The organism is Streptomyces sp. 3211.6 (genome assembly GCF_003634815.1).
In the GTDB taxonomy this organism is placed as follows: Bacteria; Actinomycetota; Actinomycetes; order Streptomycetales; family Streptomycetaceae; genus Streptomyces; species Streptomyces katrae_A.
Map to the genome: position 1 here is coordinate 365609 of NZ_RBXC01000001.1, position 25745 is coordinate 391353.

Here is a 25745-nt window from a genome sequence, read left to right on the forward strand (position 1 = left end):
GGCCCGTCAGTACGAGTGGTCGACCGTCACGTCCGCCGACAGCCGCAGGGCTGCCTCGGCCGGGGCCCCGCGCAGGCCCAGCAGGGTGAGGGTCAGGGCGTCGATCACCGTGAGGTGGGCCAGCCGGCTGGCGACGGTCTCGAGTCCGAACACCAGGTCCTGGCCGCCCGCGACCAGCGTGCAGTCGCCAGCCTCGCTCAGCGGCGAGCGGGCGTAGCTGGTGAGGGCGACGACCTTGGCCCCGGCCCGCCGCGCGCGCCGGGCGGCGTCCACCGTGCTGCGCGTGGCGCCCGTGTGGCTGATGGCCAGGCAGACCCCGGCGGGCGGCAGCTGCGAGGCGACCAGCTGGGCGGTCAGCGGGTCGGCCGGTGCGTCGACGGCGAAGCCCAGCGCGCGCAGCCGGTACGCGGCGTCCAGCGCGACCGCGCCGGACAGTCCCGCTCCGACCACCAGGACCCGGGGGGCCGCGCCGACCAGTCCGGCCGCGGTGCGCAGCCGCTCCGGGGTCACCGTCACCGCCACGCCGTCCAGCGCCTCCCGGGCCGCGCGGACCGTGTCGCCCAGGGCGCGGGCGGCCGGGTCCCGCCCTGCTCGCCACGCTGCGCCCGCTGTGGGGCCGCGGTCTGGCGGGCGGGCTGCTCTCGCTGCTGGCGTACGGGCTGGTCGTCTGGGCGCAGTCCCGCGGCGACCTCTCCACGATCGCCGCCCTGCGGGAGACCAGCATCGTCTTCGGCGCCCTGATCGGGGCGGTCGTATTCCGTGAGCGGCTCGGGCACCGGCGCATCACCGCCAGCCTCGCCGTCCTGGCGGGCATCGCCGTGCTCCAGCTCGCCGCCGGCTGATCAGGCGGGGACGAGGACGTCCTCGTGGGCCCCGTCGAGGACGAACCCGTTGTCGAAGCGGACGCGGACCGTGACCCGGCTCCCCTCCCCGTGGAAGGCGGTCCACTCCGCTTCCAGGGCGGCGACCTCGTCCTCCAGCCGCTTCCTGCTCTGGGCGGGCATCGTGTGGCCGTAGTCGCCGAGCAGCGCTTTCAGGCGCTCGTACTCGAGGACCGCGTGGCTCGGGGGCCGCTGACCGTCCACCCGCTCGACGGTGCCCTCGGTGCCCGCCGCCAGGGACAGGAAACCGACGACGGCGTCCCCCGGCCGCGCGACCGCCTCGGCCAGCCCGATGTCCACGGTGAGCCTCACCCGCCGGCCTTCCTTCAGGGTCATCGTTCCTTCGCCCCTCTCCCTCGACGCGTGCCCCGGGGACCGCCCGCGGCGCTGCCATTATCGGCGGGGCGGGCCGGCTTCCCCACCGCGGCCGCCGGGCCGGGAGAGTGCGGCGGACTACCGGCGGGGGCTCCCCAGGCCGGTCAGCAGGACGTCCAGGGCCAGGTCGGTCGCCTCCTCCAGGGGGGTGTCGTCGAGGAGGGAGCCCACGGCCAGGGTGGCCAGGCCGTGGACGGTGGAGAAGGCGACCTGGGCGAGGCGGACCGGGTCTCCCGGGCGGACGACGCCCTCCGCCTGGGCCCGGGCGATGAGTCCGGCGGTGGTGTCGAGGCTGCGGTGGCCCAGTTCCCTGAGTTCGGCGCTGGAGTCCTCGGCGTGCTTGGCGCTGAACATCAGGTCCAGCAGGGGCGCGTGGGCGACGGCGAACTCCACGTACGCCCGGCCCAGGGCCGCCAGGCGCGCCGGTACCGGCCCGGGCGCCTCGGCGGCCCCGCGCAGGCGCTCGTTCAGCCGGGTGAAGCCGCTGACGGCGAGGGCGTCGAGCAGGGCCTGCCGGTCGCGGAAGTGGCGGGACGGCGCGGCGTGGCTCACGCCGAGGTCGCGGGCCAGGGCGCGCAGGGACAGGCCGTCCGCGCCCGACTCGGCCAGGACGGTCTCCGCGCGCTCCAGCAGGGCGGCCCTGAGGTTGCCGTGGTGGTAGGGCCCCTCGGTCAAGGCGGGCTCCCCTTTCCTGATGGTGTCATGTTGTCATTGACTACAATGATGGCGCCGCCTACATTCGAGTTCCTTCGACACGTGGAAACGGAGCAGCCGACGATGCCTATGACATACCAGGGAACCGTGGCCCTGATCACCGGGGCGAGCGCGGGCCTCGGTGTCGAGTTCGCCCGCCAGTGGGCCGAGCGCGGAGCGGACCTCGTCCTCGTCGCCCGCCGGCTCGACCGGCTCGAAGGGCTCGCGGCGCAGCTGGAGAAGCGCTACGGGGTCACGGCCCACGTGGTCGCCGCCGACCTCGCCCTGCCCGGCGCCGCCGCGGCACTGCGCGCGGAGCTCGACGCCCGCGGGATCGCCGTCCAGACGCTGGTGAACAACGCCGGCTTCGGCAGCCACGGGCCCTTCGCCCGGCAGGATCCCGCGCAGATCAACGAGATGATCCAGCTGAACGTCGTGGCCGTCACCGAGCTCACCCGGGAGTTCCTGCCCGGCCTCGCGGCCGACGGCCGGGGCGCCCTGGTCACCGTCGCGAGCGCGGCGGCGTACCAGCCGACCCCGGCGATGGCGGTGTACGGCGCGACCAAGGCCTTCGTCCTGAGCTTCACCGAGGCCGTCGCCTACGAGACCCGGCACTCCCCCCTGCGGGTGCTCGCCGTGTCGCCGGGGCCGGTCAGCACCGAGTTCTTCGACGTCGTCGGCAGCCGGGACGCGGCGGTCGGCCGGATGGCCACCCCCGAGCAGGTGGTGACGGCGGCACGCCGCGCGCTGGAGCGGAGCACGACGCCGCCCAGCATCGTCGCGGGCCTGGCCAACCGCGTCTCCGCCGTCGCCGCCGCCCTGACGCCCCGGCGCCTCACCCTGGCGGTGTCGGGGCGGATCCTGAAGGCCTGACGCGCGCCGGCGGGCCCCCGGAAACCGGGGGCCCGCCTCGTCCGCGGCCGGCCGTTCCTCCGCGGCGGGAGGGCGGCCGGGGCCGTCAGTGCGCGGTGATCTGCTGGAGCGCCGCTCCCTGGTAGCGGGCGCCCGCGTTCCAGAGGATGAAGGACTCCATCTTGTTGGCCTCGGCGGCCTTGATCTGCGCCGCCACCTCGGCCGGCCCGTAGCTGCTGCCCATCGAGAAGTCCTGGAGCCACGGGACGATCTCGGTCTGCGTCCCCTTGGCCAGGCGGGCGAAGTCGGCGAGCGAACGCTGCACGATCGCGTACGGGGAGGTGTCGGGCTGCGCGACGCCGTACTCCCCCGGCGCCCAGTGGGACGGGTAGACCATCGGCGCGATGTAGTCGGTGACCTTCACCAGCGCCCCGATGTCCTGGGCGATCTCGGTGGGCCGGGTCGCGGCGATCCCGAAGACCGAGACGCCGAGGTACTTGGCCTGGGGGCGCAGTGCGGTGCGGGTGTCGGCGACGAACGAGGTGATGGACTGCTCGGGCGTGGCGGCGCCGATGCCGGGGAAGCGCATCTGCGTCAGCGGGCCGTCCGGGCGGCGCACGTAGTCGTAGAGGATGTCGTCGAAGCCGAGTCCGGCCGCCTCGACGGCCAGGTCCTGGTTGTACTTGCGGACCACGGGGTTCGCGAAGTTGGTGAAGGACAGGGCCCCGTAGTGGCCGCCGTCGTAGGGCTGTCCGGACGGGGTCAGCACGAGCTGGTCGGACTTGCCGTCCTTCCAGGAGGCGGCGGCGAGCTTGGGGTCGCGGAAGGCCACGATGCGGCCGATGACCTGGGCCCCGGCGGCGTGGAGCTCGTCGATCGCCTTGCGGGCGTCGTAGTAGCCCTTGGCCGCGCCGATCTGACGGGCCAGCGGCACCTTGGAGGCGTAACCGACCTCGCCGTCCTCGTCCTTGACGTCCAGTTCGACCGCGTTGAGCTTGCCGCTGCGGACCAGGGCGAGGACGCCGCCGCGCAGCGAGTCGTCGCCCCAGCCGATGGCGGTGATGTGCGCGGCCCGGATCATCGGGCGGCGCCCGCGGGCGGAGACGGCCTTGGTGGTGGTGTTGCCGGCGCGGTCCACGGCGGTGACCGTCACGAGGGGGGTGCCCTTGGGGAGCGTGACCCGGAAGGCTCCGGTCTTGTCGAGGGTGATCTTCTTGCCGTTGACGGTGACCTCTGCGTCGGTGGAGGCGCTGCCCGTGACGGCCACGGGGGCGGCCGGGTCCTTGATCTGGGGGTCGGCCACCTTCAGTTCGGGCGGGGTGGTGTCCACGCTGAAGCCCACGACCCTGCGGTGCGAGGCGAAGGGCAGGCTGCCGGCACCGTCCACCACCAGGGTGTGGGGGCCTTCCTTGAGGGGCGGGAGGCCGAGTCTCAGCCGGGCGCCCTCGGGGGTGAGGGGGACCGCCGCACCGTCCAGGGTGGCGTGCAGTCCGTTCCCGCCGCCGGGCGCGCCCGCGGCGAGGTAGGCGCTGACCTGGGCGGCCGCGCGGCCGCCGAGGACGGCGCCGTCGCTGACGCCCTCGATGCCGGGTCCGGGGGCGAGGAAGGTCCAGGCCCCGAAGCCCGCACCGGCCAGCGCGAGCGCCCCGGTCGTCGCTATGAGGGCGCGCCGGCGGGCCGGGCGGCGGAGGCGGGAGGAGCGGCCGGAGCGGGGTATGCGGGTGCGGGACATCATGACGTCCTTCGTGCCGGGGGCTGATGGGGCCGGATGTTGCCTCCATTCATTTCCGCTGTGCGGCCCGGCCGCCTCGTTCCGCCGACATTTCACACGAACGGCCGCGAAGGGCTCCGGCGCGGCGGCTACGCCATGCAGGGGACAGTGCGGTATGCGGGCTCCCGGGGCCGGTAGGCATGGCAGGACACCTTCGCCCTGGAGAGGCTCCCGATGCGCCACCCCCTCGTCCCGCTCGGCGCCCTGGCCGGCGCCGCCGCCCTGCTCGCCACCGGCTGTTCCACCGGCTCCTCACCGGCCGCCGGGCGGCCCCCCGCCGCCGCGTCCCCGGCGGCGGCCGCTCCCGTCGTCGCCCCCAAGAGCGCTGCCGAGGTCGGCGCCAACGAACTCGGACAGGTGCCGGTGCTGATGTACCACCAGCTCACCGAGAAGCCGGCCAGCGTCTACGACCGCACCCCGGCCGACTTCCGGGCCGAGCTGGAGCGGCTCGCGCGGGAGGACTACGTGCCGGTGACCGCCCGGGACTTCCAGACGGGTCACATCGACATCCCGGCCGGCGCGCACCCGGTGGTCCTCACCTTCGACGACTCGACCAACAGCCAGGTGCGGCTGGGCGCGGACGGCGCCCCGGCGCCGGACACCGCCGTCGCCATCCTGGCGGAGACGGCGAAGAAGCACCCGGCGTTCAAGCCGGTGGCGACCTTCTTCGTCAACGCGGACGCCTTCTCGGCCACGGGCTCCGCCAAGGCCCTGACCTGGCTGAAGGACCACGGCTACGAGGTCGCCAACCACACCGACCGGCACGAGAACCTGCGTTCCCTGGACCGGGCGGGCGCCGAGCGGGCGATCTCGGCCGGCCAGCGGGCGATCGAGCAGGCCGCGCCCGGGACACGGGTCACCTCGCTCGCCCTGCCCTTCGGCGCCATGCCCGAGCCGGCCGGGATCGCCGCGCGGGGGCCGGGCTACCGCTACGACGGGGTGTACCTCGTGGGGGCCAACCCGTCGGTCTCGCCGTTCGCGAAGGCCTTCACCCCCGGCGCCATCCCCCGGATCCGTTCGGCGGGCCCCAAGGACGAGGACGCCGAGTTCGGTTCCTCGCGCTGGCTGGACAAGCTCGCCGCGGGCGGCAGCCGGTACGTCTCGGACGGCGACCCGGCCACCGTCTCCTTCCCGCGCGCCGCGCAGGGCGAGCTCGCGCCCGCCTTCGCGCAGCGGGCCCGGCCGTACTGAGACCCGCCCCGCGCGGCCGCCGTTCAGCCCCGGACGTGCAGCCCGAATCCGGTGCGTCCCGCGGGCTCCAGCCCCTCCTTCAGGTGCAGGGAGGGGATCTCGTAGTCGCCGGAGTTCTGCCGCCGGAAGGCGATCGGCTCGGTCGTCTCCAGGGTGAGCAGGCGCTCCTCCCAGGCCTTGGCGACGGCCGGGTACTCCTCGTCGGTCATCCGGTCCGTGCCGTACAGGACGAACGGCGGCAGCACGTCGATGCCCGGGTAGTAGAGGATCCCGTGGTGAATCGGGAACAGCAGGTCCTCGATGGGGCCGTTGATCCCGCGGGCGGCGTAGTGCGGCTGCGGACCGCCGGTGGTCACCGACAGCAGGGCCCTGCGGCCCGCGAGGGTGCCCTCGCCGAAGCGCTCCCCGTACTTGGTGTCGCTGTGCTCGCCGACTCCGTAGGCGAAGCGGTAGGTGAACACCCGGTCCACCCAGCCCTTGAGGATCGCGGGCATGGAGTACCACCACAGCGGGAACTGGAAGATGACCGTGTCGGCCCAGAGCAGCTTCTCCTGTTCGGCGAGGACGTCGGGGGTGAGCGCCCCGGCGTCGAAGGCCCGGCCCGAGTCCAGGGCCACCTTCAGCGGGCGCGAGGCGTGGACGCCGTAGTCCCCGGCGTCCACGACCGCCTTCCAGCCCATCGCGTACAGGTCGCTCACCCGTACCTCGTGGCCCGCGCCCTCCAGAGTGGAGACCGCGAGGTCCTTCAGCGCGCTGTTGAGCGACTGCGGCTCGGGGTGGGCGTGGACGATCAACGTCTTCATGACGGCTCCTTCGGATCGGATGCCCTCGATCCTGGGTGCTGCGGCGCCCGCCGTTCAGGGGCTCCGCTTCCGTAGGACGGGACTTCCTGGTACTGGCAGGGCCACCCTCGCGGGGCGGCGGCGCGGCGATACTGGGCGCATGGACGATCTCGCGGGCTTCCTGCGGACCCGGCGCGCCCGGGTCGACCCGGCGGCCGCCGGCATTCCCCCCGACAGCCGCCGCCGGGTCGAGGGGCTGCGCCGCGAGGAGGTCGCGCACCTGTCGGGCGTCAGCGTCGACTACTACGTACGCCTGGAGCAGGGCCGCGCGACCCAGCCCTCCGACCAGGTCCTCGACGCGCTCGCCCGCGTCCTCGGTCTGGACGAGACCGAGCGCGGGCACCTGTGCCGGCTCGCCCGGAAGCGCCGCCGGCCGGCGAAGACCCCGGTCGGACGGGTCCGGCCGGAACTGCTGCGGGTGCTGGGGCTGGTGACCGGCGCACCCGCGCTGGTCATGGACCACCGGCTGGACGTGCTCGCCGGGAACCGGCTGGCCGAACTCCTCTTCGGACGGCCGCTGCCGTCGCTGAACATCGCCCGCAACCTCTTCCTCGAGGAGGCCGAGCACGGTCTGTACGCGGAGTGGGAGTCGTGCACCCTCGACGTCGTCGGGCACCTGCGCCTGGCCGCCGGCACCCACCCGGACGACCCCCGGCTGGCCTCGCTGGTCGGCGAACTGGCGATGGGCAGCGAACGCTTCCGCCGCCTGTGGGCCCGCGCGGACGTGCGGGCCCGCACGCACGGGCGCAGGGCGTACCGGCACCCGCTGGTCGGGCCGCTGGAACTGCACCAGGAGAACTTCGCGCTGCCCGACGGGTCCGGCATGGAGCTCCTGGTGCTCTCGGCGCCCCCCGGCAGCCCCGCCGAGGACGGGCTGCGCCTGCTGGCGGCCCTGGACGCGGACGGCGGGAGCCCCGCGGGCGGCGACCCGTCGCAGCCCCGGTCCCCGGCCGTCACCGACCGGTAGCGGGCCGCCCCGGGTCAGCCGCCGGCGCTGCCTCCCTGGGCCGGCCCAGGCGTACGGCGAGGGCGGCGATGTCGTCGTCGAGGCGGCCCCTGCTGTGGTGGAGGAGGTCGCGGTGCAGGGCCGTGAGCAGTGCGCGGGGCGGGGTCGGGGGCTGCCCGCCCATCCAGGAGGCCAGCGGGAAGAACTCGCCGTCGCGGCTGCGGGTCTCGGCGATGCCGTCGGTGTAGAGGAGCAGCAGGTCGCCGGGTTCGAGGCCGAAGGTGTCCACGTGGTACTGGCCGCCGAGCAGTTCCGCGAGGCTGAGCAGGGGTGAGGGGGTGGCGGATTCGAGGACGCGCAGTCCGTTGCCGTTCAGGAGCAGCGGGGGCGGGTGCCCGCAGTTGAGGATGTCGATCCTGCCGCCCCGGTGCGGGATCTCGGCGAGCAGGGCGGTGGCGAACCGCTCCATCGGCCCGTCGGGGGGAAAGGCGGCGTTGTAGCGGGTGCTGCTGGCGTCCAGTCTGCGTGCGACGTCGACCAGGCCGGCCTCGTCGTAGGCCGCCTCCCGGAAGGCGTTCACGATCGCCGCGGCCGCTCCGACGGCCGGCAGGCCCTTGCCCCGGACGTCGCCGATGAGCAGCCTGACCCCGTACGGGGTGTCGACCACCTCGTAGAAGTCCCCGCCGATGCGGGCCTCGGCCGCGGCCGCGAGGTACAGCGACTCGATCTCGACGTCGCCCAGGCGGCGGGGCAGGGGGCTGAGCACCACCTGCTGGGCCGCGTCGGCCACGAGCCGCACCTGGAAGAGGGTGCGCTCCCGCTGGAGCCGCAGGTGGCTGCCGTAGGCGGCGGCCACGGTGACGGCGATGATCCCGGCGGCGGTCCACCACGTCCCGAGGTCGGGGAAGACGAGGCTGAGGCCGATCATCAGCACGAGGCAGACCGTCCCGAGCAGGACGGTGGGCAGGACCGGCCACATGGCGGCGGCCAGGGCCGGCGCCGCGGGGAGGAGCCGGCTGAAGGCCATCTCCGGCGGCGTGGCGTAGGCCAGGCCGGCGATCACGACGGTCAGGATGACCGGCGACAGCCGCACGAGGCTCCCCCGACCGTAGCGCCGGGGGAGCCGCGGCCGTCCGGACTCGATCACCCTGCCAGGATATCCGGGCAATACGGGCATAGCGCTCTGACGGACCCGCCCCGGCCGCCCGGACGACTACCCTTCGTCACATCGTCCGTCCACTGCGAACGAGGGGAGGGCCCACGGCGGCACCTGGGGCCTGTCGTCAAAGTCCCGTCCGCCCCGGGCGACGACGGGACTTCGACGACAGACCCCAGGCCGCCCGGCACCCGCCATGACCCCCGCCCGGCCGAAGATCACCGACGAGCACCGCCGGAGCCTGCTCACCGCCCGCCACCGGCTCACCCCGGCGCTGCGGGCCGAGACGCCCGAGCAGGTCGCCGACGCGCTGGTCGCCCTGCACGCCACGGACGCCGCCACCGTCCACCTGAGCCTCGCCGCCCGCCTGGTCACCCCGTCGGCGGCCGAGGTGGAGCGGGCCCTGTACACCGACCACACCCTGGTGCGGATGCTGTGCATGCGCCGCACCATGTTCGTCGTGCCGCGCGCCCTGGCCCCCGTGGTCGACGCCTCCACCGCGCGTGCCGTCGCCGCCCGGGAACGCCGCAACCTCCTCAAGGTGCTGGGCGAACAGCTCGGCCATGACGCGCACTGGCTCGCGGCCACCGAGGAGGCCGTCCTCGCCGCGCTCGCCGGGCGCGGCGAGGCCTCCGCCGCCCAGCTCGCCGCGGCCGTGCCCCGGCTGCGCGAGCAGATCGTCATGGCGCCGGGCAAGCCGTACGAGTCCAGGCCGCGCCTGACCAGCCGCGTCCTGTCGGTCCTGGCCGCCGAGGGCCGGATCCGCCGCGGCCGTCCGCTGGGCACCTGGGCCTCCTCCCAGTTCCGCTGGATGCTCGCCGAACCCCATGACGAGCTCCCCGCCGAGCAGGCCCGGGCCGACCTGGCGACCGCCTACCTCAGCGCCTTCGGGCCCGTCACCACCGAGGACCTGCGGTGGTGGACCGGCTGGACCCTGACCGACACCCGCAAGGCCCTCGCCCGTACCCGCGCCGTCGAGGCGGAGCTGACCTGCGGCCCGGGCCACGCCCTGCCCGAGCACGTCGAGGCCCACGCGGCCGGCCGGCCGGGCGCGGCCCTGCTGCCCGCGCTCGACCCGACCCCGATGGGCTGGCGGCACCGCGACTGGTACCTCGACCCCGCCCACGTCCCCGAGCTGTTCGACCGGTACGGCAACGTCGGCCCCACCGTGTGGTGGGACGGCCGGATCGTCGGCGGCTGGGCCCAGCGCCCGGACGGCGAGATCGTCACCCGGCTGCTGCCGGGCGTCCGCACCGGCCGCGAGACCGAGCGGGCGGTCGCCGCCGAGGCGGAGCGGCTGACCGCCTTCTTCGGCGAGACCCGCATCCGCCCCAGCTTCCGCACCCCGCTGGAACGGCGCCTCGCGGACGGGGACTGACCCGCGGGGCGGCAGGGATCCGGCCGGGGGTCAGGGGCGGAAGCGCAGGGGGTGGTCCGCCGGCACCTCCACGACGGCGATGCGTACGCCGTCGGGGTCCGCGATCCACATCTCGATCAGCCCCCAGGGCTCGCGCAGGGGCGGCCGCAGTACCTCGGCGCCCCGTTCCCGCAGCTCACGGTGGGCCGCCTCCACGTCCTCCACCTGGAGCCACAGCCGCAGTCCGGGCGCGGGCGGGGCGTCGGCGCGGCCCGAGACCTCCAGGAACCCGCCGCCGAGGAAGTAGACCGTGCCCCGCTCGGGGCCGGTCCCGAACTCGCGGTGGACCGCGAGGCCGAGGGTGGCGCCGTAGAAGGCGCGCGAGCGCTCGGGATCGGTGGGACGGAGCAGGATCCTGCTGCCCAGTACGTGAACCATGGACCCACTGTGCCGCACACCCGCGTCCGAGCGGTGCGCACTCCTGTGAGAAAGTCGGTGCCCGGTCCGAGCGGGGACGGTGACGGGAGGCGCGATGAACACGGCGGTGGTACTCGTGGCGGACGACGACGCCGCCATCCGGCGGTCGCTGGAGCGCGGGCTGCGGCTGAGCGGATTCACGGTGGTCCTCGCCGAGGACGGGCCCGGCGCCCTCGCACAGGTCGGCGCCAGGACGCCCGACGTGCTCGTCCTGGATGTGTCCATGCCGGGGCTGACCGGAACCGAGGTGTGCCGGAGCCTGCGGGCGCGCGGCGACGAGACCCCCGTGCTGATGCTGTCGGCCCTGGACGAGCTGGCCGACCGGGTGGCCGGCCTGCAGGCGGGAGCCGACGACTACCTCGTCAAGCCCTTCGCGCTGGAGGAACTGGTGCTGCGCCTGCACGCCCTGCTGCGGCGCAGCCCGGCGCGCGGCGGGCGCGACGTGCTGCGCGCCGGGCCGCTGGAGATGGACCAGGCGACCCGGCAGGTGCACCACGGCGGTGCGGAGGTGCACCTCACCCGCCGGGAGTTCGAGCTGCTGGCCGCCCTGGTGCGCAACGCGGGCATCGTCCTGACCCGGGACCAGCTGCTGGACCGGGTGTGGGGCTACGACTTCGAGGTGCGCACCGACGCGGTCGACACCTTCGTCAGCTATCTGCGCCGCAAGCTGGAGGAGGGCGGACGGCCACGGCTGATCCACACGGTGCGCGGTGTCGGCTTCGTGCTGCGGGTGCCCGGGGCGGGGAGCGGATCGTGAAGCTCGCCACCCGGATCGCGCTGTCGGTGACCGTGGTCATGCCGTTGCTGGTGCTGGCCGCGGGCCTGCTGGTGCTCGGGCTCGTCAGCCGCGACCTGCGCCAGCAGCAGGACGCGCGGCTGCAGGACCGGGCCTCGGCCGTGCTGCCCGACGCCCGGGCCCTGCTGGCCGCCGACCGGGGCGGCAGGCCGAAGGCGGAGCAGAACCAGCACCGCAAGGTGCTCGGGGACGCCCTCGACGCGGGGATCCGGGTCCGCGGCGTGGACGGGACGACCGTGCTGGAGGGCGGTCCGCAGCCCGATGCGGCGGTGCGGCTGCCGGACCGGACCCCGGACGGGCCGGTCACGGTCCGCGCCAAGGGGCACGCCTGGCGGGTGCTGAGCGTGCCGGTGACCGGCCCCGCGCCCGGGAACCTGTGGATCTACACTCCGGCGTCGAGCACCGATCCGCAGGTGGCCGCCGTGCGGCGGCGGGTGCTGCTGGTGGCCCTGCTGGCGGCCCCCGTGTCCGGGCTCCTGGCGTACGGGCTGGCGGGGCGGGCGACCGCCTCCGTACGGAGCCTGAGCCGACGGGCCGCCGCCCTCGACCCGGCGGCCGGGGCGGGGGCGTTCGCCGGGACGCCGGTGAACATCGCGGAGGTGGACGAGCTGTCCGCGGCCATCGGCCAGCTCCTGACCCGCTACGACGAGCAGGCCGCGCGGACCGCGCAGGCGCTGGAGACCGCCCGGTCCTTCTCCTCCGCCGCCTCGCACGAGCTGCGGACGCCGCTGATGAGCATGCAGACGGACCTGGACGTGCTCGCCGCCCACCCCGACCTCTCCCCCGGTGAACGGGCCGAGGTGGTGCGGGACCTGCGCGGCGACCACGCCCGGCTGCTCGAACTGCTGGGCGCGCTGCGGATGCTGGCGCTGGGCGATCTGGTGGAGGTCTCCGCCTTCGCCCCCACCGACCTGTGCGAGCTGGTGGACGCGGCCGCCGGCGAGGCGGCGCGCCGGCACGCCGGCTCGGGGCTGGTCCTGGACGTGGAGCTGCCGCCGGAGCTGCGGGTCTTCGGCTGGGACTCCGGTCTGAAGATCATGCTCGACAACCTGCTGCGCAACGCGGTGGTGCACGGCCGCCGGCCGGGCGAGCCGCCCCGGGTCACCGTCCGGCTGCGCGCCCAGGGCGGCTTCGCCGTGCTGACGGTGGACGACGAGGGGCCCGGTGTGCCGCCCGGCGAACGCGACGCCGTGTTCGGCCGGTTCCACCACCGGCCCGGCAGCCCGGGCTCCGGGCTGGGGCTCACGCTGGTGGCCCAGCAGGCGGCGCTGCACCGGGGCACGGTCACCCTCGGCGACGTGCCCGGCGGGCCGGGCGCGCGCTTCGAGGTGCGGCTCCCGCTGGTCTCGCGGGACGAGCCGACGCTACGGCTGCCCGCACGGCGCGACTGGATCTCCCGGGGCCGCTGACGGGGCACGGACCGGCCGACCGGGCCCGGGGCGGCCCGCGGGCACGGCCACGCGTGGGGGGGCGGCCGGCGGGCGCGGCCGCGTGGGGATGCGGGGCGGCCCGCGGCCGCGGCCGCGCGGGGCGCCGGACGGCCGGTGCGCCGGTCACAAGGAATCCACAAAAAGGCTCCCTAGCGTCCTGTCCGGCCGGCGCGCCCACGCCCCGGCCCGTCGCACCGAAGGGGATACCACCATGTTCGTGAACCGTAGGACCTCCGCCGCGATCGGCGCCGTCGCCCTGGCCGGTGCGCTGCTGTCCGCCGGCCCCGCGCAGGCCGACTCCACGGCGCCGAGCCCGGCCCCGTCGGCGAAGGCCTCGAAGCCGGCGCCGAAGGGCGACGGCGCCAAGTCGATCTGCAAGCGCCTGCCGAAGACCGAGTCCCGGATCAGCACGGCCCTGACCCGGCTGAACGGCGACGCCACCGTCCCGGGTTCGATCGCCCGCCTGGAGCAGCGCGTCAACGAGGCCAAGAACGCCGGCCACACCGAGGTCCAGAACTACCTGAACGACCGTCTGACCTTCCGCAAGGGCCTGGTGCCGACCCTCCAGAAGCGCCAGGAGGACCTGAAGGCCGTCTCCACCTGGTGCACCGCGCAGGGGTCCAAGTGAGCTCCGCCCGCCGCGGCGCCGCCGCCCTCGCCGCCCTGGCCGCCGGGGCCGTCCTGCTGCTGACCGGATGCGGCGGCGGCGCGGACGCCCGTCCGAAGGCCGGGCAGTCGGCGGGGGCGGACGACCAGGCCGCGGACATGCAGGCGAAGCTGGACGCCGCCGAGAGCGCGGCCGCTCAGGCGGACGGGGACGCCTCGCAGAACAACTGACCGGCCCTCCGCGCCGACGGCCCGCCCGGCCTCCCCGGGCGGGCCGTCGGCGCGTGGCGGACCCGCTTCCCCCGAAAGGGATCCATCCGGGCGGCCCTCGGAGCGCCTGCGTGCCCCGGACGGCCCGGTCCTTTTCCATGGGTGCCCGTCCCCCACCGGAACAGGCGGCTCCATGACCTCCACCCCGTTCACCCGGATCTCCCGCCGCGGCGTTTTCCTCGCCGCGCTGACCCTCGGATCCGCCACGCTGCTGCCCTCCGCGGCGCGCGCCGCCGCCAACGGCGGGGAGTCCGGGGGCCGGAAGGGCGTCACGGCGCCGGAGATCACCGGGTGCGCCGGGTGGGGAGCCCGGGAGGCCTCCGAGGACGTCGTGGTCCTCGCCACCCGGCCCGACCGGATCATCATCCACCACACCGCCACGGCGAACGTCTCGGACTACTCCCGGGAGCGGGCGCACGCGCTGGCCCGTGCCATCCAGACGTACCACATGGACATGCAGGGCTGGATCGACACCGGTCAGCACTTCACCGTCAGCCGGGGCGCCTTCGTCCTGGAGGGCCGCCACCAGAGCCTGGCCGCACTGGACTCCGGGGAGCAACTGGTGCGGGGCGCCCACTGCGTGGGGCAGAACAGCGTGGCCGTCGGGATCGAGAACGAGGGCACGTACATGACGGAGGAGCCGCCGGCGGCGCAGTTCTCCGCCCTGGCCGACCTGTGCGCCCACGTCTGCCGCCAGTACGGCATCGGCGCCTCGGAGATCTACGGGCACCGGGACTTCAACAGCACGGCCTGCCCCGGCGACAAGCTGTACGCGATGCTGCCGAAGCTGCGCCAGGACGTGGCCCGGCGGCTCGGTGACGACCGGCAGGTGCCGCTGCCGCACTGGTCGGAGCACCTCCCGGCCGACTGGGCCACGGACCCGCAGGCCGTGGCGCGCGCCCTCTCCGAATACCTGCCCGAGGGTCTGCTCGACCCGGCACGCCGCCACTGACCGCCCGGCCGCGCGGACAACCGCCCCCCGGGCGGGCTGACATGACCGCGCTTCGGCCGCGGTGGCTGGCCGAACTGATCTGGCGAAAAACCTTCCGGAACGTTGCAGCATGTGAAATTTTACATGTCACATGTCAACAGCCCGTGTCCCCATCACGCGGCTCAACGGCCCCGGAGGCCCCCACAGATGCGTCCCTCCCGGATATCGAAGGCCGGCGCGCGCAGACTCCCTGCGCTCGGCGCGGCCGTCTTCATCGCGCTCGGCCTGTTCGCACCACCGAGCCAGGCCGCCTCCGGCGGCGCCCAGGCCCCGGCCCGCGCACAGGGGGGCCGGGCCGCGGCGGCAGCACCGGCACCCCGGTCCATCCCGGTCCCCAAGTCCCCCGACGCGACGCGCAACGCGCCCCGGCTGCGGATCTCCGCGCAGGACAGCGCCGAGGTGTCGGCCCCGGCCCCCGCGCCCGCCCCCGCCGCCAAGCCGGCCAGGAACGACAAGTCCGCGCAGCAGTCCCCGTCCGCCACCGCGGCCGACTGCGCCGACCTCTCCGGCGTGATCAACGCCACCGGCGGGGCGCTCGTCCAGCAGCTCACCGCCCTCCCCCGGATCACCTGCACCTACCCGCTGTTCGAGCTCACCGGGGAGAACGCCCGCAAGGCCTTCGGCGAACCCCAGATGGTGACCGTCGCCAACGCACTGCGCGACGCCTCCGCGTCCTACGCGGGCGACAACAGGGCCGCCATCGGGCAGCTGGTGATGTTCCTGCGGGCCGGCTACTACGTGCAGGACAACCACGCGGACACCGTCGGCGACTACGGCACGGCACTGGACGGCGCGTCGCGCGCCGCCCTGGACGCCTTCTTCGCCGCCCCGCACGCCAAGGACCTCACCGACGCCAACGGCGAGATATTCAACGAGGCCGTCACCCTGATCGACAGCACCCACACGGCCGGCCGGTACGCCGGCGTCGTCAAGTGGATGCTCGGCAGCTACGACGGCACCTGGCCGGCCCAGATGGACCTGGCCATGCAGCACGTCGAATGGGTCGTGCAGAACGGGTTCAAGGCCAAGAACGACGACCGCGGCTGGCGGGCCGCCCTCAAGGCCGACCCGTCCCTCCTCGACACCTGGGCCGGCTTCATCACGCGCAACGGCGCGCAGCTCAACCGCCTCGACGTCGTCAGCAACGTGGGCCGCTACCTCGGCTACGCGCTCGACGTCCCCGAGCTCAAGGACCGGGTCCGGCCGCTGCTGAAGGACCTGATCAACCGTTACCCGAACGTCGGCCCCACCGGCCCGATCACCATGAACCTGGGCTGGTACACGCGCGAGTACGACAAGGGCAACTGCGCGGCGTACGCCATCTGCGACCTGGGGGCCCGCGTCCTCCCGTCGGTCCTGCCGATCCAGCAGACGTGCACCCCGGGCCTGAAGATCCGCGCCCAGGACATGTCCCCCGGCCAGCTGGCCGCCACCTGTACCGGCCTGGTCAACCAGGACGCCTACTTCCACCGGATCATCGGTGACAAGGGCGCGATACCCGGCGACCTGAACACCAACCTGGAGGTGGTCGTGTTCGACGACCACAGCCAGTACTCGCTGTACGCGTGGGCCCTCTACGACATCGACGTGGACAACGGCGGGATGTACGAGGAGGGGAACCCGGCCGTCCCCGGCAACCAGGCCCGCTTCATCGCCCACGAAGCCGACTGGCTGCGGCCGTCCTTCCAGATCTGGAACCTCAACCACGAGTACACCCACTACCTCGACGGCCGCTTCGACATGGCGGGCGACTTCGAGGCCGGCATGACCACGCCGACCATCTGGTGGGTGGAGGGCATCGCCGAGAACATCTCGTACGGCTACCGGGGCGAGCGCAACGCAGACGCGATCAACGAGGCCGCCAAGGGGACGTACAAGCTCAGCGACCTGTTCGACACGGTCTACGACCAGGACCCGAACCCCGACGTCAACTCGAACCGGATCTACCGCTGGGGCTACCTCGCGGTCCGCTACATGCTCCAGGCGCACCGCCCCGACGTCGACACCGTGCTCGACAAGTACCGGGCCGGTGACTGGAACGGCGCCCGCGCCTTCCTGAAGCAGACCATCGGCACCCGCTACGACGCCGGGTTCGCGACCTGGCTGACGACCACCTGCGCGACCGGCGACTGCGGTCCCCTGCCGCAGGCCCCGTCCACCCCGGCGTGCACCCTCGCGGACCCGCGCCAGTTCGACGGGAACTGCCGCCGGGACGGCCTCGCGGCCTCCGCCGGCAACTACAGCCACCACTTCGTGTACCTGCCGGCCGGCGTCAAGAAGCTGACGATCACCAGCAGCGGCGGCACCGGCAACGCCGACCTGTACTACAACGGCAGCACCTGGGCCACCACGGGCTCTTACCAGGCCAAGTCCACGGGCGCCGGCAACAACGAGACCCTGACCGTCGACAACCCGCCCGCCGGGTGGGTCTACTTCAGCCTCGCCGCCACGCAGGACTTCAGCGGGGTGAGCCTCTCGACGCAGACCGGCTGACTCCTGTGCCGGGGCCCGGCCGGGCCCCGGCACACACGCCTTCCCGGCCGATCCTGCCCCGGCCCGGCTCTGACCCGGCGGGACGTCAGCGGCCTGACGTCAGCGGCCGAGCGCTCCGCGGACCGTCAGCCCGTGGTGGCGGCCCAGGCGGCGCAGCTCCCACCAGGACAACGCCGTGACGGTGACGGGGGCGCCCAGGATGAACACCGTTCGGACGGCCGCCGGGACCTGGGGATAGGCGCCCGTGACCACGTCCACCAGCGCCATCTCCCACACCAGGACGCCGGCGAGGACCGGTGGCAGCACCTCGTGGATGTCGGCGGTGCGGAAGACGTGGACGAGCGAGAGGCCGATGCCGTACAGCGCGAAACCGACCGACCAGAGGCAGAGCACACCCATGACGATCTTCCCGGGCAGCCCTACGGTCTCGCGCAGTCCGGCCAGTTCCGGCGCCATCGCCACGGGGAAGGTGGCCATCGACGCCATGAGGGCCAGGACCGAGCCGAGCGGGCGCAGGGCCCGGCGCAGGTAGACCCCGCGCTGCGCGCCCCGTGCGGCGGCCACGAAGGCGCCGACGACCAGCGGGAAGGTGCAGACGAGGACCAGGACGCTGGACCAGCTCTGGTCGAGGCGGTCGTCCGCCGCGGCCTTGACGTCGGCGGCGCTCACGACGGCCTTGTAGGTGAGCGTGAGCCCCACCCAGGCGACCAGGCCCAGCGCGGTCCGCCACAGCTGGAGCGTACGGACCTGGGGGTCGTGGACGATCCCGGCCCGGGAGGGACGGAAGGTCCGCTGCGCGGCGTAGAAGGGGTTGCGGATCCCGCGCAGGATCTTCCTGCCGCGCGAGGGTTCGACGTGCGGCGGCACGGCCGGCGGGGGCGGCAGCAGGTGCGCGGGGTACGGGGGGTGGGGGGCCGCCTGCGGCGGGACCGGCTGCGCGTACGGGTTTCCCTGCGGCGGGACCGGCTGCGCGTACGGGTTCCCCTGCGGCGGGTACGGCGGGGGCGGGTACCCCTGCGGGCCCTGGGCGGGCCCTCCGGCCGGTGGCGGACCGCCGCCGGGGACCCCGTATCCGCCGCCGTGGTATCCGCTCATACCCTGCCCCCCGTCCCGCCCCGCCCGACCGATGGCACGCATCGTATCGACGGTTTCACCCCTGGGGGGACACCGGCCGCGGGGTGGTCAGGGCCGAGTCCGCGTGGAGCGTGACGCGCACCGGGGTGAAGGCCGTCGCGTCCACCGGGGGCGCGCCGGTCCCGGGGTTGCGGGCGTAGCGGGGGTGGGCTCCCGCGCTGATCTGCCAGCGTATGCGGTGGCCGGCGGCGAAGCGGTGGGCGGTGGAGCCCATCGGAACGGAGATCCGTGCCTCCTCCCCCGCCTCCGCGCTGACCCGGCCCAGTCCGTCGCAGACGTTGACGGAGCGCCCCTGGGGGTCCACGTCGCACAGGCGGGTGAAGACGTCGGCGTGCCCGGTGTCGGTGGAGACCGTCAGCCGTGCCCGGACCGCTCCCATGACGTCCAGCGGCTCGGCCAGGGGCGGACCGGTGAAGGTCAGGACGTCGTCGCGGGCCTCCAGGGCGGTGTTGTCGCGCGGACCGGCGGTGCGGGAGAGCAGGGGACCGCCGAGGGAGGGGGTGGGGTCGGCCGGGTCGTAGCGGAAGGTGGCCAGCGGCGCGGAGTCCGTGGGGGCCCGTTCGATGAGGTGTCCGCCCGGGGCGGCGTACCAGGTGTCGTCGGTCCCGGGCGGCGGCCAGGCCGCCAGGTCCCGCCAGGGGTCTTCGCCGCCGGTGTGGACGCGCACGGGCGCGGGGCGCAGAGCGGAGGAGTCCTCGCAGAGGTGGGCGCGCAGCCAGGCGAGGCTTTCGCCGAACACCTCGGGCCATCCCCGCTGGAAGGCGGAGGCGTGGGTCCAGGGGCCGACGAGCAGGCTGGTCTCGCATCCGGCGCGCCGCAGCCGGGCGTACTGGTCGAGGGTCTGTCCGGCGAGTGCGTCGTGCCATCCGGTGATCAGGGCGGTGGGCACCCGCAGCCGGTCCGCCGCCCCGGCGAGCGAGGCGCCCCGCCAGTAGGGGTCGTCGGCGTCCGGGTGCGCCATCACCTCGTCCAGCCAGGGGACTTCACCTCCGAGGGCGCGGACGTGCCCTCCGCGCAGGGGCTGCGCCGTGGTGGCCTCGCGCAGGCGGCGCTGCAGGCGCAGGGTGGCCTTGAGGAAGGGCAGGGCGCCCCGGTGCTGGTAGGTCATGCCGAGGCCGACGACGAGGGCGTTCTCCAGGTGCAGCGCGCCGTCCGTGTGGAAGAGGGCGTGGGGGTCGTGGAGGCCCACCTGCACGACCATGGCCTTCAGTTCGGGCGGCGGGTCGAGGGCGAGGGCCCACTGCACGTAGCCGAGGTAGCTGGGGCCGACGGTCCCGAGCCTTCCGTCGAACCAGGGCTGTTCCCGCAGCCAGGAGAGGGTGGCCAGGCCGTCGGCCGCCTCGTTGCGCCAGAGGTGGAACGTACCGCCCGAGCCGCCGGTTCCGCGGCAGCTCTGCACGACCACGTGGAAGCCCTGTTCGGCGAAGAGCAGCCCGTACATGGGGGACCAGGGGATGCCCCGGCCGTAGGGCGAGCGGACCAGGAGGGTGGGGAAGTCGCCCTCTCCCCGGGGGAAGTAGTGGTCGGTGATCAGGGGGGTGCCGTCGGCGGCGGGGACCTCCAGTCCCGGTTCCCAGCCGGCCGCGTGCCGTGCGGCCGGCAGTCCCCGCCAGGTGGCCCGCATCAGGCGGGAGGACAGGGGCGGCTTTCCGGCCGGCGGGGTCCAGGCGGGTCCGGTGGCGGCTGCGGGGGCGGATCCGGCGCGGGGGGTGCGTGCTGGCATGTCTCTCCTCCATCTATTCCCGTACGATGTACGAGAATAGATCATGCTTGGATGACCTGGCGACATCCGCCCCGAAGACCACCGACAGGGAGTGCGAAACCATGCCCGGCGAGGGAAAGTCCGGCGGCGCCGGCGTCGACCCGGAACGGCTCTGGCTGCGCCCGGCCGAGCCCCGCAGGGGCCGCCGGCCCTCCTTCACCCGGGAGGCGATCACGGTCGCGGCCGTAGCGGTGGCGGACGCCGAAGGGCTGGAGGCCGTCACCATGCGGCGGGTGGCCTCCGAGGTCGGCGCCGGCGTGATGTCGCTCTACAGCTACGCCCCCGACAAGGAGACGCTGGTGGAGCTGATGGTCGATCACGTCAGCGCCGAGCTGACGGTCACGGACGCGCCGGCCGGCGACTGGCGCGCAGGCCTGAAGGCCGTCGCCCGCCTCCAGCGCGCCCACATGCTGCGCCACCCCTGGCTGCCGGCGGCCCTGGCCACCAGGCGCTCCCCGGGCCCGAACACCCTGGCCTTCCTGGAGCACGTGCTCGCCGTCCTGCGGCCGAGCGGACTGGCCGGCGCCGCGAGGATGGAGGTCTTCGCCCAGCTCACGGGCTTCGTGGCCGGACACGTCGGCTACGAGATCGCGCAGGCGCGGGCCGCGGAGCCCCCGGGCCGGGCCGAGGCCGAGGCCGAGGCCCGTTACCTGGCCGCCGTCGCCGCCGACGGCCGCCACCCGGAGCTCGCCGAAGCCCTCGCCTCCGCCGGGGCCCCCGCCACCCCGGACGAGACCTTCGCCCGGTTCCTCGACCGCCTGGTCGACGGCCTGGACAGCACCTGAGACCTGGGGCCTGACTCCGCTCAACGGGCCTGCGGATCAAATCGGTTGAACGATCTGATCCCCCTGCTACCGTGGCCCGGTGACTTCGATCAAACAGTTCCAGGTGACCTTCGACTGCGCCGACCCGGAGCGTGTCGCCCGCTTCTGGTGCGAGGTGCTGGGGTACGTCGTCCCGCCGCCGCCGAAGGGCTTCGCCGACTGGAACGAGTTCGACCGCTCGCTGCCCGCCGAACGGCAGGGCTCGGCGTTCGCCTGCGTCGACCCCTCGGGCGTGGGCCCGCGGCTGTTCTTCCAGCGCGTTCCCGAGGGCAAGGCCGTCAAGAACCGGGTCCATCTCGACGTACGGGTCGGCACGGGACTGGTCGGGGACGAGCGCGTGGCCGCGCTGGAGGCCGAATGCGCGCGGCTGGTCGCGCTGGGCGCGGTCCGCGTGCAGCTGCTGCGGGCCGACGGCTTCGACGAGTCGTGCCTCACGATGCAGGACGTCGAGGGCAACGAGTTCTGCCTCGACTGAGCCCCTGCCCCGGGCCCCTGCGGTCTCAGCCCCCGCCCGGCCCGGCCAGGAGGGCGGCCAGTTCGGCGGGGCGGCTGAGCGCGACGCAGTGGCCCGCCGCGATCTCCTCCGGGACCACTCCCAGGCGTTCCCGCACCAGCCGGCGCAGGAAGCCGGGGGGAAGGAAGCGGTCCTCGGTGCACAGCACGAACCGCGTCGGCACATCCGGCCAGGCCTCCAGGGGCCACGGCTGCGCGGTCGCCGCCGGCGAGAGATGGGCCCGTTCCCTCCTCAGCGCCTCGTCGGCCAGGCCGCGGGGCACGTCGTGGTAGAAGCCGACGTAGGGGTCCGTGCTGCCGGTCAGCCCCCGTCCCGGCCCGCCTGGGCCCGCACGGCCTCGGCGTAGCCGGTCTCGACCCACCAGCGGTCCGCCGACTCGCCCGGGGCGGGCACCATCCCGGCGACCAGGACCAGCGAGGCGACCGGGCGCCGGGCGGCGACCAGCGGGGCGGTGAACGCACCGAACGACTGGCCCACGACGACGAGTTCGCGACGGTCGCCGACCGCCCGGACGACGGCGTCGGCGTAGTCGTCGAGCGTCAGCGCGTCGTCACCGCCCGGAAGGTCCGGGGCCACCACGCGGTGCCCACGCGCCCTGAGATCGGCCGCGACCAGGTGCCAGTACCAGCCGACGTCGCCGGCCCCGTGGACCAGCACGAACGTGCTCACGCCAGGACCCGCACGGAACCCGGTCCACGCGTCTTCCAGGAGCGCGGCATACCGCCGACCCTACCGCCCGGAAACCACACTCCACGGCTCCGCCGCCCGTGTCAGCCGGGCCACTCCCAGGGGGTCCTCAGAACGCGAAGACCGGGTCGTCCTTGAGGGCCGCGGACATCATGCACGCGTTGGGAAAGGTGTGCTTCCAGGCGAGGCGTTCGCCGTGCCAGACGCCGTCCGCCGTGAGGGTGAGGGGGTCGTAGCGCTTCGGGCAGGCGCGGCCGGGGGCCGGGGCGGTCAGCAGGCGGCCGAAGTCGCCGCCGGCGGCGTTGACGGCGTCGCACGCGGCCCGGGGAGCGGGGTGCGTGCCGCCGGCGGTGTAGGCGCAGCTGAGGACGGCTGCCCGCAGGACGGTGCCCGAGGCGGCGTCGTTCCCCTGGGTGATGGTGAAGACGAGCGCGGACGGGCCGGACGGGCCGGAGGGGCCCGCGGGCTCGGCACGGGCCACGCCCGCGGTGCCGCCGAGGCAGAGGAGAGCGGCGGCGGAAACTGCGGCCAGGCGGTGACGCATGATCAATTTCCTTTCGAATCGCAGGCTTTGACGGCCTCGGAGCTTTCATCCAGCACCCGAGCAGGAGCGAGCCTTCCAGATACCCAGGCCGACCGCACATGGACGATCGGCTTACGGACACCCGGTCCGGATACCGGAGAGCGGACTTCCGCCCGGTGGCGGCCTTGGCGGGCCGGGCCGGCGGGCCGCCCAGGCTGACCGGATCGGGGCGGTGACGGGCCCCGCGGCCGGTGGTGGCGGCTCCCGTCACGCCCCAGGCGACCCGTGCGCAACGCACGCCGGGCTGGTGACAAACACGACTGTCGCGGGCTCCCCGCGGCGTGCCACCTTTGCTCCCGTCACCGACCGAGGACCGAGGGAGCAGGTGTGAACAACGGGCACGCGGCCTTCTGCGACGCCGACCGCTGGTTCTACGACGCACCGTACCGGCGCGCCGGCGAGAGCTTCCCGGCGGCCGTCGCCCCCGTACCCGAGGGGTGGGGTGCGCACCGCAGCGGCGACTGGCTCGCCCTGCGCCCCGCCGGCCTCGAACTGCCCTCCCAGGGCTGGAAGATCCACGTATCGGCCGGCCTCGACAACGCGGAGCGCGTCCTCGACCGGGTCCACGCCTACTGCACGGAGCGGCGGATCGCCTTCAAGTTCGTGCCCAGCCGCTACCTGCTGCACCTGCGCAACGCCAAGTACGCGGACCGTGCGGCGAGCGGCAAGTTCATCACCGTCTACCCGGCCGGCACGGACGCCTGCCGGCGCATCGCCGAGGACCTGGACGCCCTGCTGGCCGGCGAACCCGGCCCGTACATCCTGAGCGACCTGCGCTGGAACGACGGCCCGGTCCACCTGCGCTACGGCAGCTTCACCCTGCGGCACTGCTACGACGAGCGCGGCGAGCTGGTCCCCGCCGTCGAGACGCCCGACGGACGCCTGGTGCCGGACGCCCGCGGCCCGGTGTTCCAGCCGCCCGCCTGGGCGGAAAAGCCCGCCTTCTTACGGCCCCACCTGGAGCGGCGCGCGGCCGTCACCCTGGAGGACGTCCCGTACTCCGTGGAGCGGGCCCTGCACTTCTCCAACGGCGGCGGGGTCTACGCGGGCCGCGACACCCGCACCGGCGAGCCGGTCGTCCTCAAGGAGGCCCGCCCCTTCGCCGGGCTCGCCGCCGACGAGGCGGACGCCGTGGCCCGGCTGCACCGGGAGCGCAGGGCACTGGAGCGCCTGGACGGGCTGGACTGCGTCCCCGCCGTCCGCGGCACCTTCACCGTCGGGGACCACCACTTCCTGGCACTGGAGTACCTGGAAGGCAAACCGCTCAACACCTACTTCGCCCGCCGCCACCCCCTGATCGAGGCCGACCCCGACCCCGCCGAGCTCGCCGCCTACACCGACTGGGCCCTGAAGATCCACGCGCGGGTGACGGAAGCCGTGGACGCCGTCCACTCCCGCGGCATCGTCTTCAACGACCTGCACCTCTTCAACATCATGGTCGCCGAGGACCCGGACACGGGTGAACCCTCCGTCGCCCTGCTGGACTTCGAGGCCGCCGCCCCCGTCGAGGAGGGCCTGCGCCAGACGGTGGCCAACCCGGCCTTCGTCGCCCCGCCCGACCGGCGCGGCTTCGCCGTCGACCGCTACGCCCTGGCCTGTCTGCGCCTCGCCCTGTTCCTGCCGCTGACGAGCCTGCTCGTCATGGACCGGGGCAAGGCCGCCCACCTGGCGGACATCGCCGCCGCGCAGTTCCCCGTGCCCCGGGACTTCCTCGACGCGGCCGTGCGGGAGATCCTCGCCGGACCGCAGGACACCGCCCCCGGCGGGACGGCACCCGCCGCCGCCCGGCCGTACCTGCCAGCCGCGCCGCAGGACTGGCCCGCCGCCCGCGCCTCCCTGACCGCGGCCCTGCACACCACCGCCACCCCGGACCGTGAGGACCGCCTCTTCCCCGGCGACCCGGCCCAGTTCGCCACCGCCGGCGGCGGGACCGCCTTCGGCCACGGAGCCGCCGGCGTCCTGTACGCCCTGGCCGAGACGGGTGACGCGCCCTGGCCCGAGGCCGAGGAATGGCTGCTCGCCCGTACCAAGGAACCGGCGTCGGGCACCCCGCTCGGCTTCTACGACGGCCTCGCCGGACTGGCCTGGACCCATCACCGGCTCGGCCACCACGACCGTGCGCTCGCCCTCGCGGAACGCCTCCTGGACGAGCCCTGGCAGTCCGCGGGCCCCGACCTGAACGGCGGCCTCGCCGGCATCGGCCTCGCCCTGGACTCCCTCGGCACGTCCACGGGCGAGAGCTCCCTGCACGAGGCGGCCCTGCGCTGCGCCGACCTCGCCCACGCCGCGGCCCCCGCGCTGGGCCGGACGGGCCTCCTCCACGGCCACAGCGGGATCGCCCTGCTGCACCTGCGCCTGTACGAACGCACCGGTGACCCCGAACTGCTCCTGCGGGCCGGCCGCTTCCTCCACCGCGACCTCGACCACTGCGTCACCAGTGCCTTCGGCACCCTCCAGGTGGACGAGGGCTGGCGCACCATGCCGTACCTCGGGGCGGGCAGCGTGGGCATCGGCATGGTCCTCGACGACCATGCGCGCCACGCCCGCGACGAGCGGTTCGAGGAGGCCCGGGCCCAGATCGTCCGGGCGGCCCAGGCGACCTTCTACGCCCAGCCCGGCCTCTTCCGCGGCGCCGCCGGAATGATCCTGCACCTGTCCCGGACCACGACCCCCGGGCCCGGCACCCGCGCCGGGGACATCGCCCGGCAGATCGAGGCCCTGGCCCGCCACGCGCTGCCGTACCGGGGCCACCTCGCCTTCCCCGGCGAGCAGATGATGCGCCTGTCCATGGACCTGTCCACCGGGACCGCCGGCGCCCTCCTCGCCCTCGGCAGCGCCGCGACCGGCGGCCGCGCGCACCTGCCCTTCCTCCCGCCGCCGCGCACCGCGGCGGCCCCAGAGCCGGTCCCCCACCGGGGGGCCGTGACCCCGCACGACACACCCTCGAAGGAAAGGAAACAGCCATGACGCTCCTCGACCTGCAGTCCATGGAGACCCCGAAGGAAGAGAACACCGAGGCCGCCCACCTCCACGGCGGCGGCAGCCGCGCCAGCCTGCTCCTGTGCGGTGACAGCAGCCTGAGCGTCACGACCTGTAACTGACCGGTCCCTTCGG

Annotated in this window: 27 protein-coding genes; 15 read left to right on the forward strand and 12 right to left on the reverse strand. The window is 74.5% G+C overall.

Going from position 1 to position 25745, the window contains the following annotated elements; all coding sequences use genetic code 11:
• Positions 1 to 6 precede the first annotated feature (6 nt).
• Positions 7 to 522, reverse strand: coding sequence for an SIS domain-containing protein (locus BX286_RS01910; protein WP_261993304.1), 516 nt, complete (start codon positions 520 to 522; stop codon positions 7 to 9).
• A 125-nt stretch (positions 523 to 647) separates the two neighbouring features.
• Here BX286_RS01910 and BX286_RS36970 point away from each other — a divergent pair, with 125 nt between their 5' ends.
• On the forward strand, positions 648 to 842 hold the full coding sequence (locus tag BX286_RS36970; protein ID WP_398898872.1) for an EamA family transporter: 195 nt from the start codon (positions 648 to 650) through the stop codon (positions 840 to 842).
• Here the strand turns inward: BX286_RS36970 and BX286_RS01920 are convergent, their stop codons facing one another.
• A complete protein-coding gene (locus BX286_RS01920) occupies positions 843 to 1217 on the reverse strand; it encodes a hypothetical protein (RefSeq protein WP_100862137.1) in 375 nt (124 codons plus the stop codon).
• 117 nt (positions 1218 to 1334) lie between these two features.
• Positions 1335 to 1931, reverse strand: coding sequence for a TetR/AcrR family transcriptional regulator (locus BX286_RS01925; RefSeq protein WP_079431226.1), 597 nt, complete (start codon positions 1929 to 1931; stop codon positions 1335 to 1337).
• A 102-nt stretch (positions 1932 to 2033) separates the two neighbouring features.
• Here BX286_RS01925 and BX286_RS01930 point away from each other — a divergent pair, with 102 nt between their 5' ends.
• Positions 2034 to 2822 carry an SDR family oxidoreductase gene (locus BX286_RS01930; RefSeq protein ID WP_079431225.1) on the forward strand — a complete coding sequence of 263 codons (789 nt, stop codon included), beginning with the start codon at positions 2034 to 2036 and terminating at the stop codon, positions 2820 to 2822.
• Positions 2823 to 2907: 85 nt separating this feature from the next.
• Here the strand turns inward: BX286_RS01930 and BX286_RS01935 are convergent, their stop codons facing one another.
• Positions 2908 to 4533 carry a putative glycoside hydrolase gene (locus tag BX286_RS01935; protein ID WP_100862138.1) on the reverse strand — a complete coding sequence of 542 codons (1626 nt, stop codon included), beginning with the start codon at positions 4531 to 4533 and terminating at the stop codon, positions 2908 to 2910.
• Between the two features lie 213 nt (positions 4534 to 4746).
• Between BX286_RS01935 and BX286_RS01940 the strand changes: the two genes are divergently transcribed.
• Positions 4747 to 5763: a polysaccharide deacetylase family protein gene (locus tag BX286_RS01940; protein ID WP_100862139.1), complete on the forward strand. Its 1017-nt coding sequence runs from the start codon at positions 4747 to 4749 to the stop codon at positions 5761 to 5763.
• Between the two features lie 23 nt (positions 5764 to 5786).
• On the opposite strand, the gene BX286_RS01945 is transcribed toward BX286_RS01940, so the two are convergent.
• Positions 5787 to 6566 carry an NAD(P)H-dependent oxidoreductase gene (locus BX286_RS01945; RefSeq protein WP_079431223.1) on the reverse strand — a complete coding sequence of 260 codons (780 nt, stop codon included), beginning with the start codon at positions 6564 to 6566 and terminating at the stop codon, positions 5787 to 5789.
• 139 nt (positions 6567 to 6705) lie between these two features.
• On the opposite strand from BX286_RS01945, the gene BX286_RS01950 reads away from it, so the two are divergent.
• Entirely contained in the window at positions 6706 to 7572 is an 867-nt protein-coding gene (locus tag BX286_RS01950; RefSeq protein WP_079431222.1) for a helix-turn-helix transcriptional regulator, read from the forward strand.
• Here BX286_RS01950 and BX286_RS01955 read toward each other — a convergent pair.
• Complete coding sequence (locus tag BX286_RS01955; protein WP_261993305.1) at positions 7559 to 8698, reverse strand: PP2C family protein-serine/threonine phosphatase; 1140 nt, start codon at positions 8696 to 8698, stop codon at positions 7559 to 7561. The genes BX286_RS01950 and BX286_RS01955 overlap by 14 nt on opposite strands.
• Positions 8699 to 8903: 205 nt before the next feature.
• Between BX286_RS01955 and BX286_RS01960 the strand changes: the two genes are divergently transcribed.
• A complete protein-coding gene (locus tag BX286_RS01960; RefSeq protein WP_121014400.1) occupies positions 8904 to 10085 on the forward strand; it encodes a winged helix DNA-binding domain-containing protein in 1182 nt (393 codons plus the stop codon).
• A gap of 30 nt (positions 10086 to 10115) precedes the next feature.
• On the opposite strand, the gene BX286_RS01965 is transcribed toward BX286_RS01960, so the two are convergent.
• Positions 10116 to 10502 (reverse strand): VOC family protein, encoded by a 387-nt coding sequence (locus tag BX286_RS01965; RefSeq protein WP_079431219.1) that lies wholly within the window; start codon positions 10500 to 10502, stop codon positions 10116 to 10118.
• 94 nt (positions 10503 to 10596) lie between these two features.
• Here BX286_RS01965 and BX286_RS01970 point away from each other — a divergent pair, with 94 nt between their 5' ends.
• The 6 genes from BX286_RS01970 (at position 10597) to BX286_RS01995 (ending at position 17127) form a co-directional block, all read left to right on the forward strand.
• On the forward strand, positions 10597 to 11298 hold the full coding sequence (locus tag BX286_RS01970) for a response regulator transcription factor (RefSeq protein WP_079431218.1): 702 nt from the start codon (positions 10597 to 10599) through the stop codon (positions 11296 to 11298).
• The gene (locus tag BX286_RS01975) at positions 11295 to 12746 is read left to right on the forward strand and encodes a sensor histidine kinase KdpD (protein ID WP_121014401.1); all 1452 of its coding nucleotides are present in this window, start codon (positions 11295 to 11297) and stop codon (positions 12744 to 12746) included. The genes BX286_RS01970 and BX286_RS01975 overlap by 4 nt, the downstream gene beginning before the upstream one ends.
• A 232-nt stretch (positions 12747 to 12978) precedes the next feature.
• Positions 12979 to 13395 carry a hypothetical protein gene (locus tag BX286_RS01980; protein WP_121014402.1) on the forward strand — a complete coding sequence of 139 codons (417 nt, stop codon included), beginning with the start codon at positions 12979 to 12981 and terminating at the stop codon, positions 13393 to 13395.
• Positions 13392 to 13604, forward strand: coding sequence for a hypothetical protein (locus tag BX286_RS01985; protein WP_079431215.1), 213 nt, complete (start codon positions 13392 to 13394; stop codon positions 13602 to 13604). Before BX286_RS01980 ends, BX286_RS01985 begins: the two co-directional genes overlap by 4 nt.
• A gap of 172 nt (positions 13605 to 13776) precedes the next feature.
• Positions 13777 to 14595 (forward strand): peptidoglycan recognition family protein, encoded by an 819-nt coding sequence (locus BX286_RS01990; protein WP_079431214.1) that lies wholly within the window; start codon positions 13777 to 13779, stop codon positions 14593 to 14595.
• 186 nt (positions 14596 to 14781) lie between these two features.
• Positions 14782 to 17127 (forward strand): M9 family metallopeptidase, encoded by a 2346-nt coding sequence (locus BX286_RS01995; protein WP_261993306.1) that lies wholly within the window; start codon positions 14782 to 14784, stop codon positions 17125 to 17127.
• Positions 17128 to 17226: 99 nt separating this feature from the next.
• On the opposite strand, the gene BX286_RS02000 is transcribed toward BX286_RS01995, so the two are convergent.
• Both BX286_RS02000 and BX286_RS02005 read right to left on the reverse strand, forming a co-directional pair.
• Entirely contained in the window at positions 17227 to 18222 is a 996-nt protein-coding gene (locus BX286_RS02000; RefSeq protein ID WP_167747616.1) for a hypothetical protein, read from the reverse strand.
• 55 nt (positions 18223 to 18277) lie between these two features.
• Positions 18278 to 19885: a CocE/NonD family hydrolase gene (locus BX286_RS02005; RefSeq protein ID WP_121017490.1), complete on the reverse strand. Its 1608-nt coding sequence runs from the start codon at positions 19883 to 19885 to the stop codon at positions 18278 to 18280.
• A gap of 200 nt (positions 19886 to 20085) precedes the next feature.
• On the opposite strand from BX286_RS02005, the gene BX286_RS02010 reads away from it, so the two are divergent.
• Both BX286_RS02010 and BX286_RS02015 read left to right on the forward strand, forming a co-directional pair.
• Positions 20086 to 20808, forward strand: a complete 723-nt coding sequence (locus BX286_RS02010) for a TetR/AcrR family transcriptional regulator (RefSeq protein WP_121014404.1) — start codon at positions 20086 to 20088, stop codon at positions 20806 to 20808.
• Between the two features lie 79 nt (positions 20809 to 20887).
• On the forward strand, positions 20888 to 21322 hold the full coding sequence (locus BX286_RS02015; RefSeq protein ID WP_079431211.1) for a VOC family protein: 435 nt from the start codon (positions 20888 to 20890) through the stop codon (positions 21320 to 21322).
• Positions 21323 to 21347: 25 nt separating this feature from the next.
• On the opposite strand, the gene BX286_RS37310 is transcribed toward BX286_RS02015, so the two are convergent.
• From BX286_RS37310 to BX286_RS02025, 3 genes are all read right to left on the reverse strand, one after another.
• Positions 21348 to 21722 carry an alpha/beta hydrolase gene (locus BX286_RS37310; RefSeq protein WP_261993307.1) on the reverse strand — a complete coding sequence of 125 codons (375 nt, stop codon included), beginning with the start codon at positions 21720 to 21722 and terminating at the stop codon, positions 21348 to 21350.
• Positions 21662 to 22030: an alpha/beta fold hydrolase gene (locus tag BX286_RS37315; RefSeq protein WP_261993308.1), complete on the reverse strand. Its 369-nt coding sequence runs from the start codon at positions 22028 to 22030 to the stop codon at positions 21662 to 21664. Before BX286_RS37315 ends, BX286_RS37310 begins: the two co-directional genes overlap by 61 nt.
• 127 nt (positions 22031 to 22157) lie before the next feature.
• A complete protein-coding gene (locus tag BX286_RS02025; protein WP_121014405.1) occupies positions 22158 to 22592 on the reverse strand; it encodes a subtilase-type protease inhibitor in 435 nt (144 codons plus the stop codon).
• 366 nt (positions 22593 to 22958) lie between these two features.
• Here BX286_RS02025 and lanKC point away from each other — a divergent pair, with 366 nt between their 5' ends.
• Both lanKC and BX286_RS02035 read left to right on the forward strand, forming a co-directional pair.
• Positions 22959 to 25598, forward strand: a complete 2640-nt coding sequence (gene lanKC / locus BX286_RS02030; protein WP_121014406.1) for a class III lanthionine synthetase LanKC — start codon at positions 22959 to 22961, stop codon at positions 25596 to 25598.
• A complete protein-coding gene (locus BX286_RS02035) occupies positions 25595 to 25732 on the forward strand; it encodes a SapB/AmfS family lanthipeptide (protein WP_079431206.1) in 138 nt (45 codons plus the stop codon). The genes lanKC and BX286_RS02035 overlap by 4 nt, the downstream gene beginning before the upstream one ends.
• Positions 25733 to 25745: the final 13 nt, after the last annotated feature.

Bases quoted from the DNA above. Each gene is read 5' to 3' on its own strand.
- BX286_RS02010 (WP_121014404.1), top strand. From the start codon at position 20,086: ATGCCCGGCGAGGGAAAGTCCGGCGGCGCCGGCGTCGACCCGGAACGG.
- BX286_RS02000 (WP_167747616.1), bottom strand. From the start codon at position 18,222: ATGAGCGGATACCACGGCGGCGGATACGGGGTCCCCGGCGGCGGTCCG.
- BX286_RS02025 (WP_121014405.1), bottom strand. From the start codon at position 22,592: ATGCGTCACCGCCTGGCCGCAGTTTCCGCCGCCGCTCTCCTCTGCCTC.
- BX286_RS01965 (WP_079431219.1), bottom strand. From the start codon at position 10,502: ATGGTTCACGTACTGGGCAGCAGGATCCTGCTCCGTCCCACCGATCCC.
- BX286_RS02035 (WP_079431206.1), top strand. From the start codon at position 25,595: ATGACGCTCCTCGACCTGCAGTCCATGGAGACCCCGAAGGAAGAGAAC.
- BX286_RS01990 (WP_079431214.1), top strand. From the start codon at position 13,777: ATGACCTCCACCCCGTTCACCCGGATCTCCCGCCGCGGCGTTTTCCTC.
- BX286_RS01940 (WP_100862139.1), top strand. From the start codon at position 4,747: ATGCGCCACCCCCTCGTCCCGCTCGGCGCCCTGGCCGGCGCCGCCGCC.
- BX286_RS01930 (WP_079431225.1), top strand. From the start codon at position 2,034: ATGCCTATGACATACCAGGGAACCGTGGCCCTGATCACCGGGGCGAGC.
- BX286_RS01935 (WP_100862138.1), bottom strand. From the start codon at position 4,533: ATGTCCCGCACCCGCATACCCCGCTCCGGCCGCTCCTCCCGCCTCCGC.
- BX286_RS02005 (WP_121017490.1), bottom strand. From the start codon at position 19,885: ATGCGGGCCACCTGGCGGGGACTGCCGGCCGCACGGCACGCGGCCGGC.
- BX286_RS01950 (WP_079431222.1), top strand. From the start codon at position 6,706: ATGGACGATCTCGCGGGCTTCCTGCGGACCCGGCGCGCCCGGGTCGAC.
- BX286_RS01995 (WP_261993306.1), top strand. From the start codon at position 14,782: ATGCGTCCCTCCCGGATATCGAAGGCCGGCGCGCGCAGACTCCCTGCG.
- BX286_RS01970 (WP_079431218.1), top strand. From the start codon at position 10,597: ATGAACACGGCGGTGGTACTCGTGGCGGACGACGACGCCGCCATCCGG.
- BX286_RS01920 (WP_100862137.1), bottom strand. From the start codon at position 1,217: ATGACCCTGAAGGAAGGCCGGCGGGTGAGGCTCACCGTGGACATCGGG.
- BX286_RS01980 (WP_121014402.1), top strand. From the start codon at position 12,979: ATGTTCGTGAACCGTAGGACCTCCGCCGCGATCGGCGCCGTCGCCCTG.
- BX286_RS01960 (WP_121014400.1), top strand. From the start codon at position 8,904: ATGACCCCCGCCCGGCCGAAGATCACCGACGAGCACCGCCGGAGCCTG.
- BX286_RS01945 (WP_079431223.1), bottom strand. From the start codon at position 6,566: ATGAAGACGTTGATCGTCCACGCCCACCCCGAGCCGCAGTCGCTCAAC.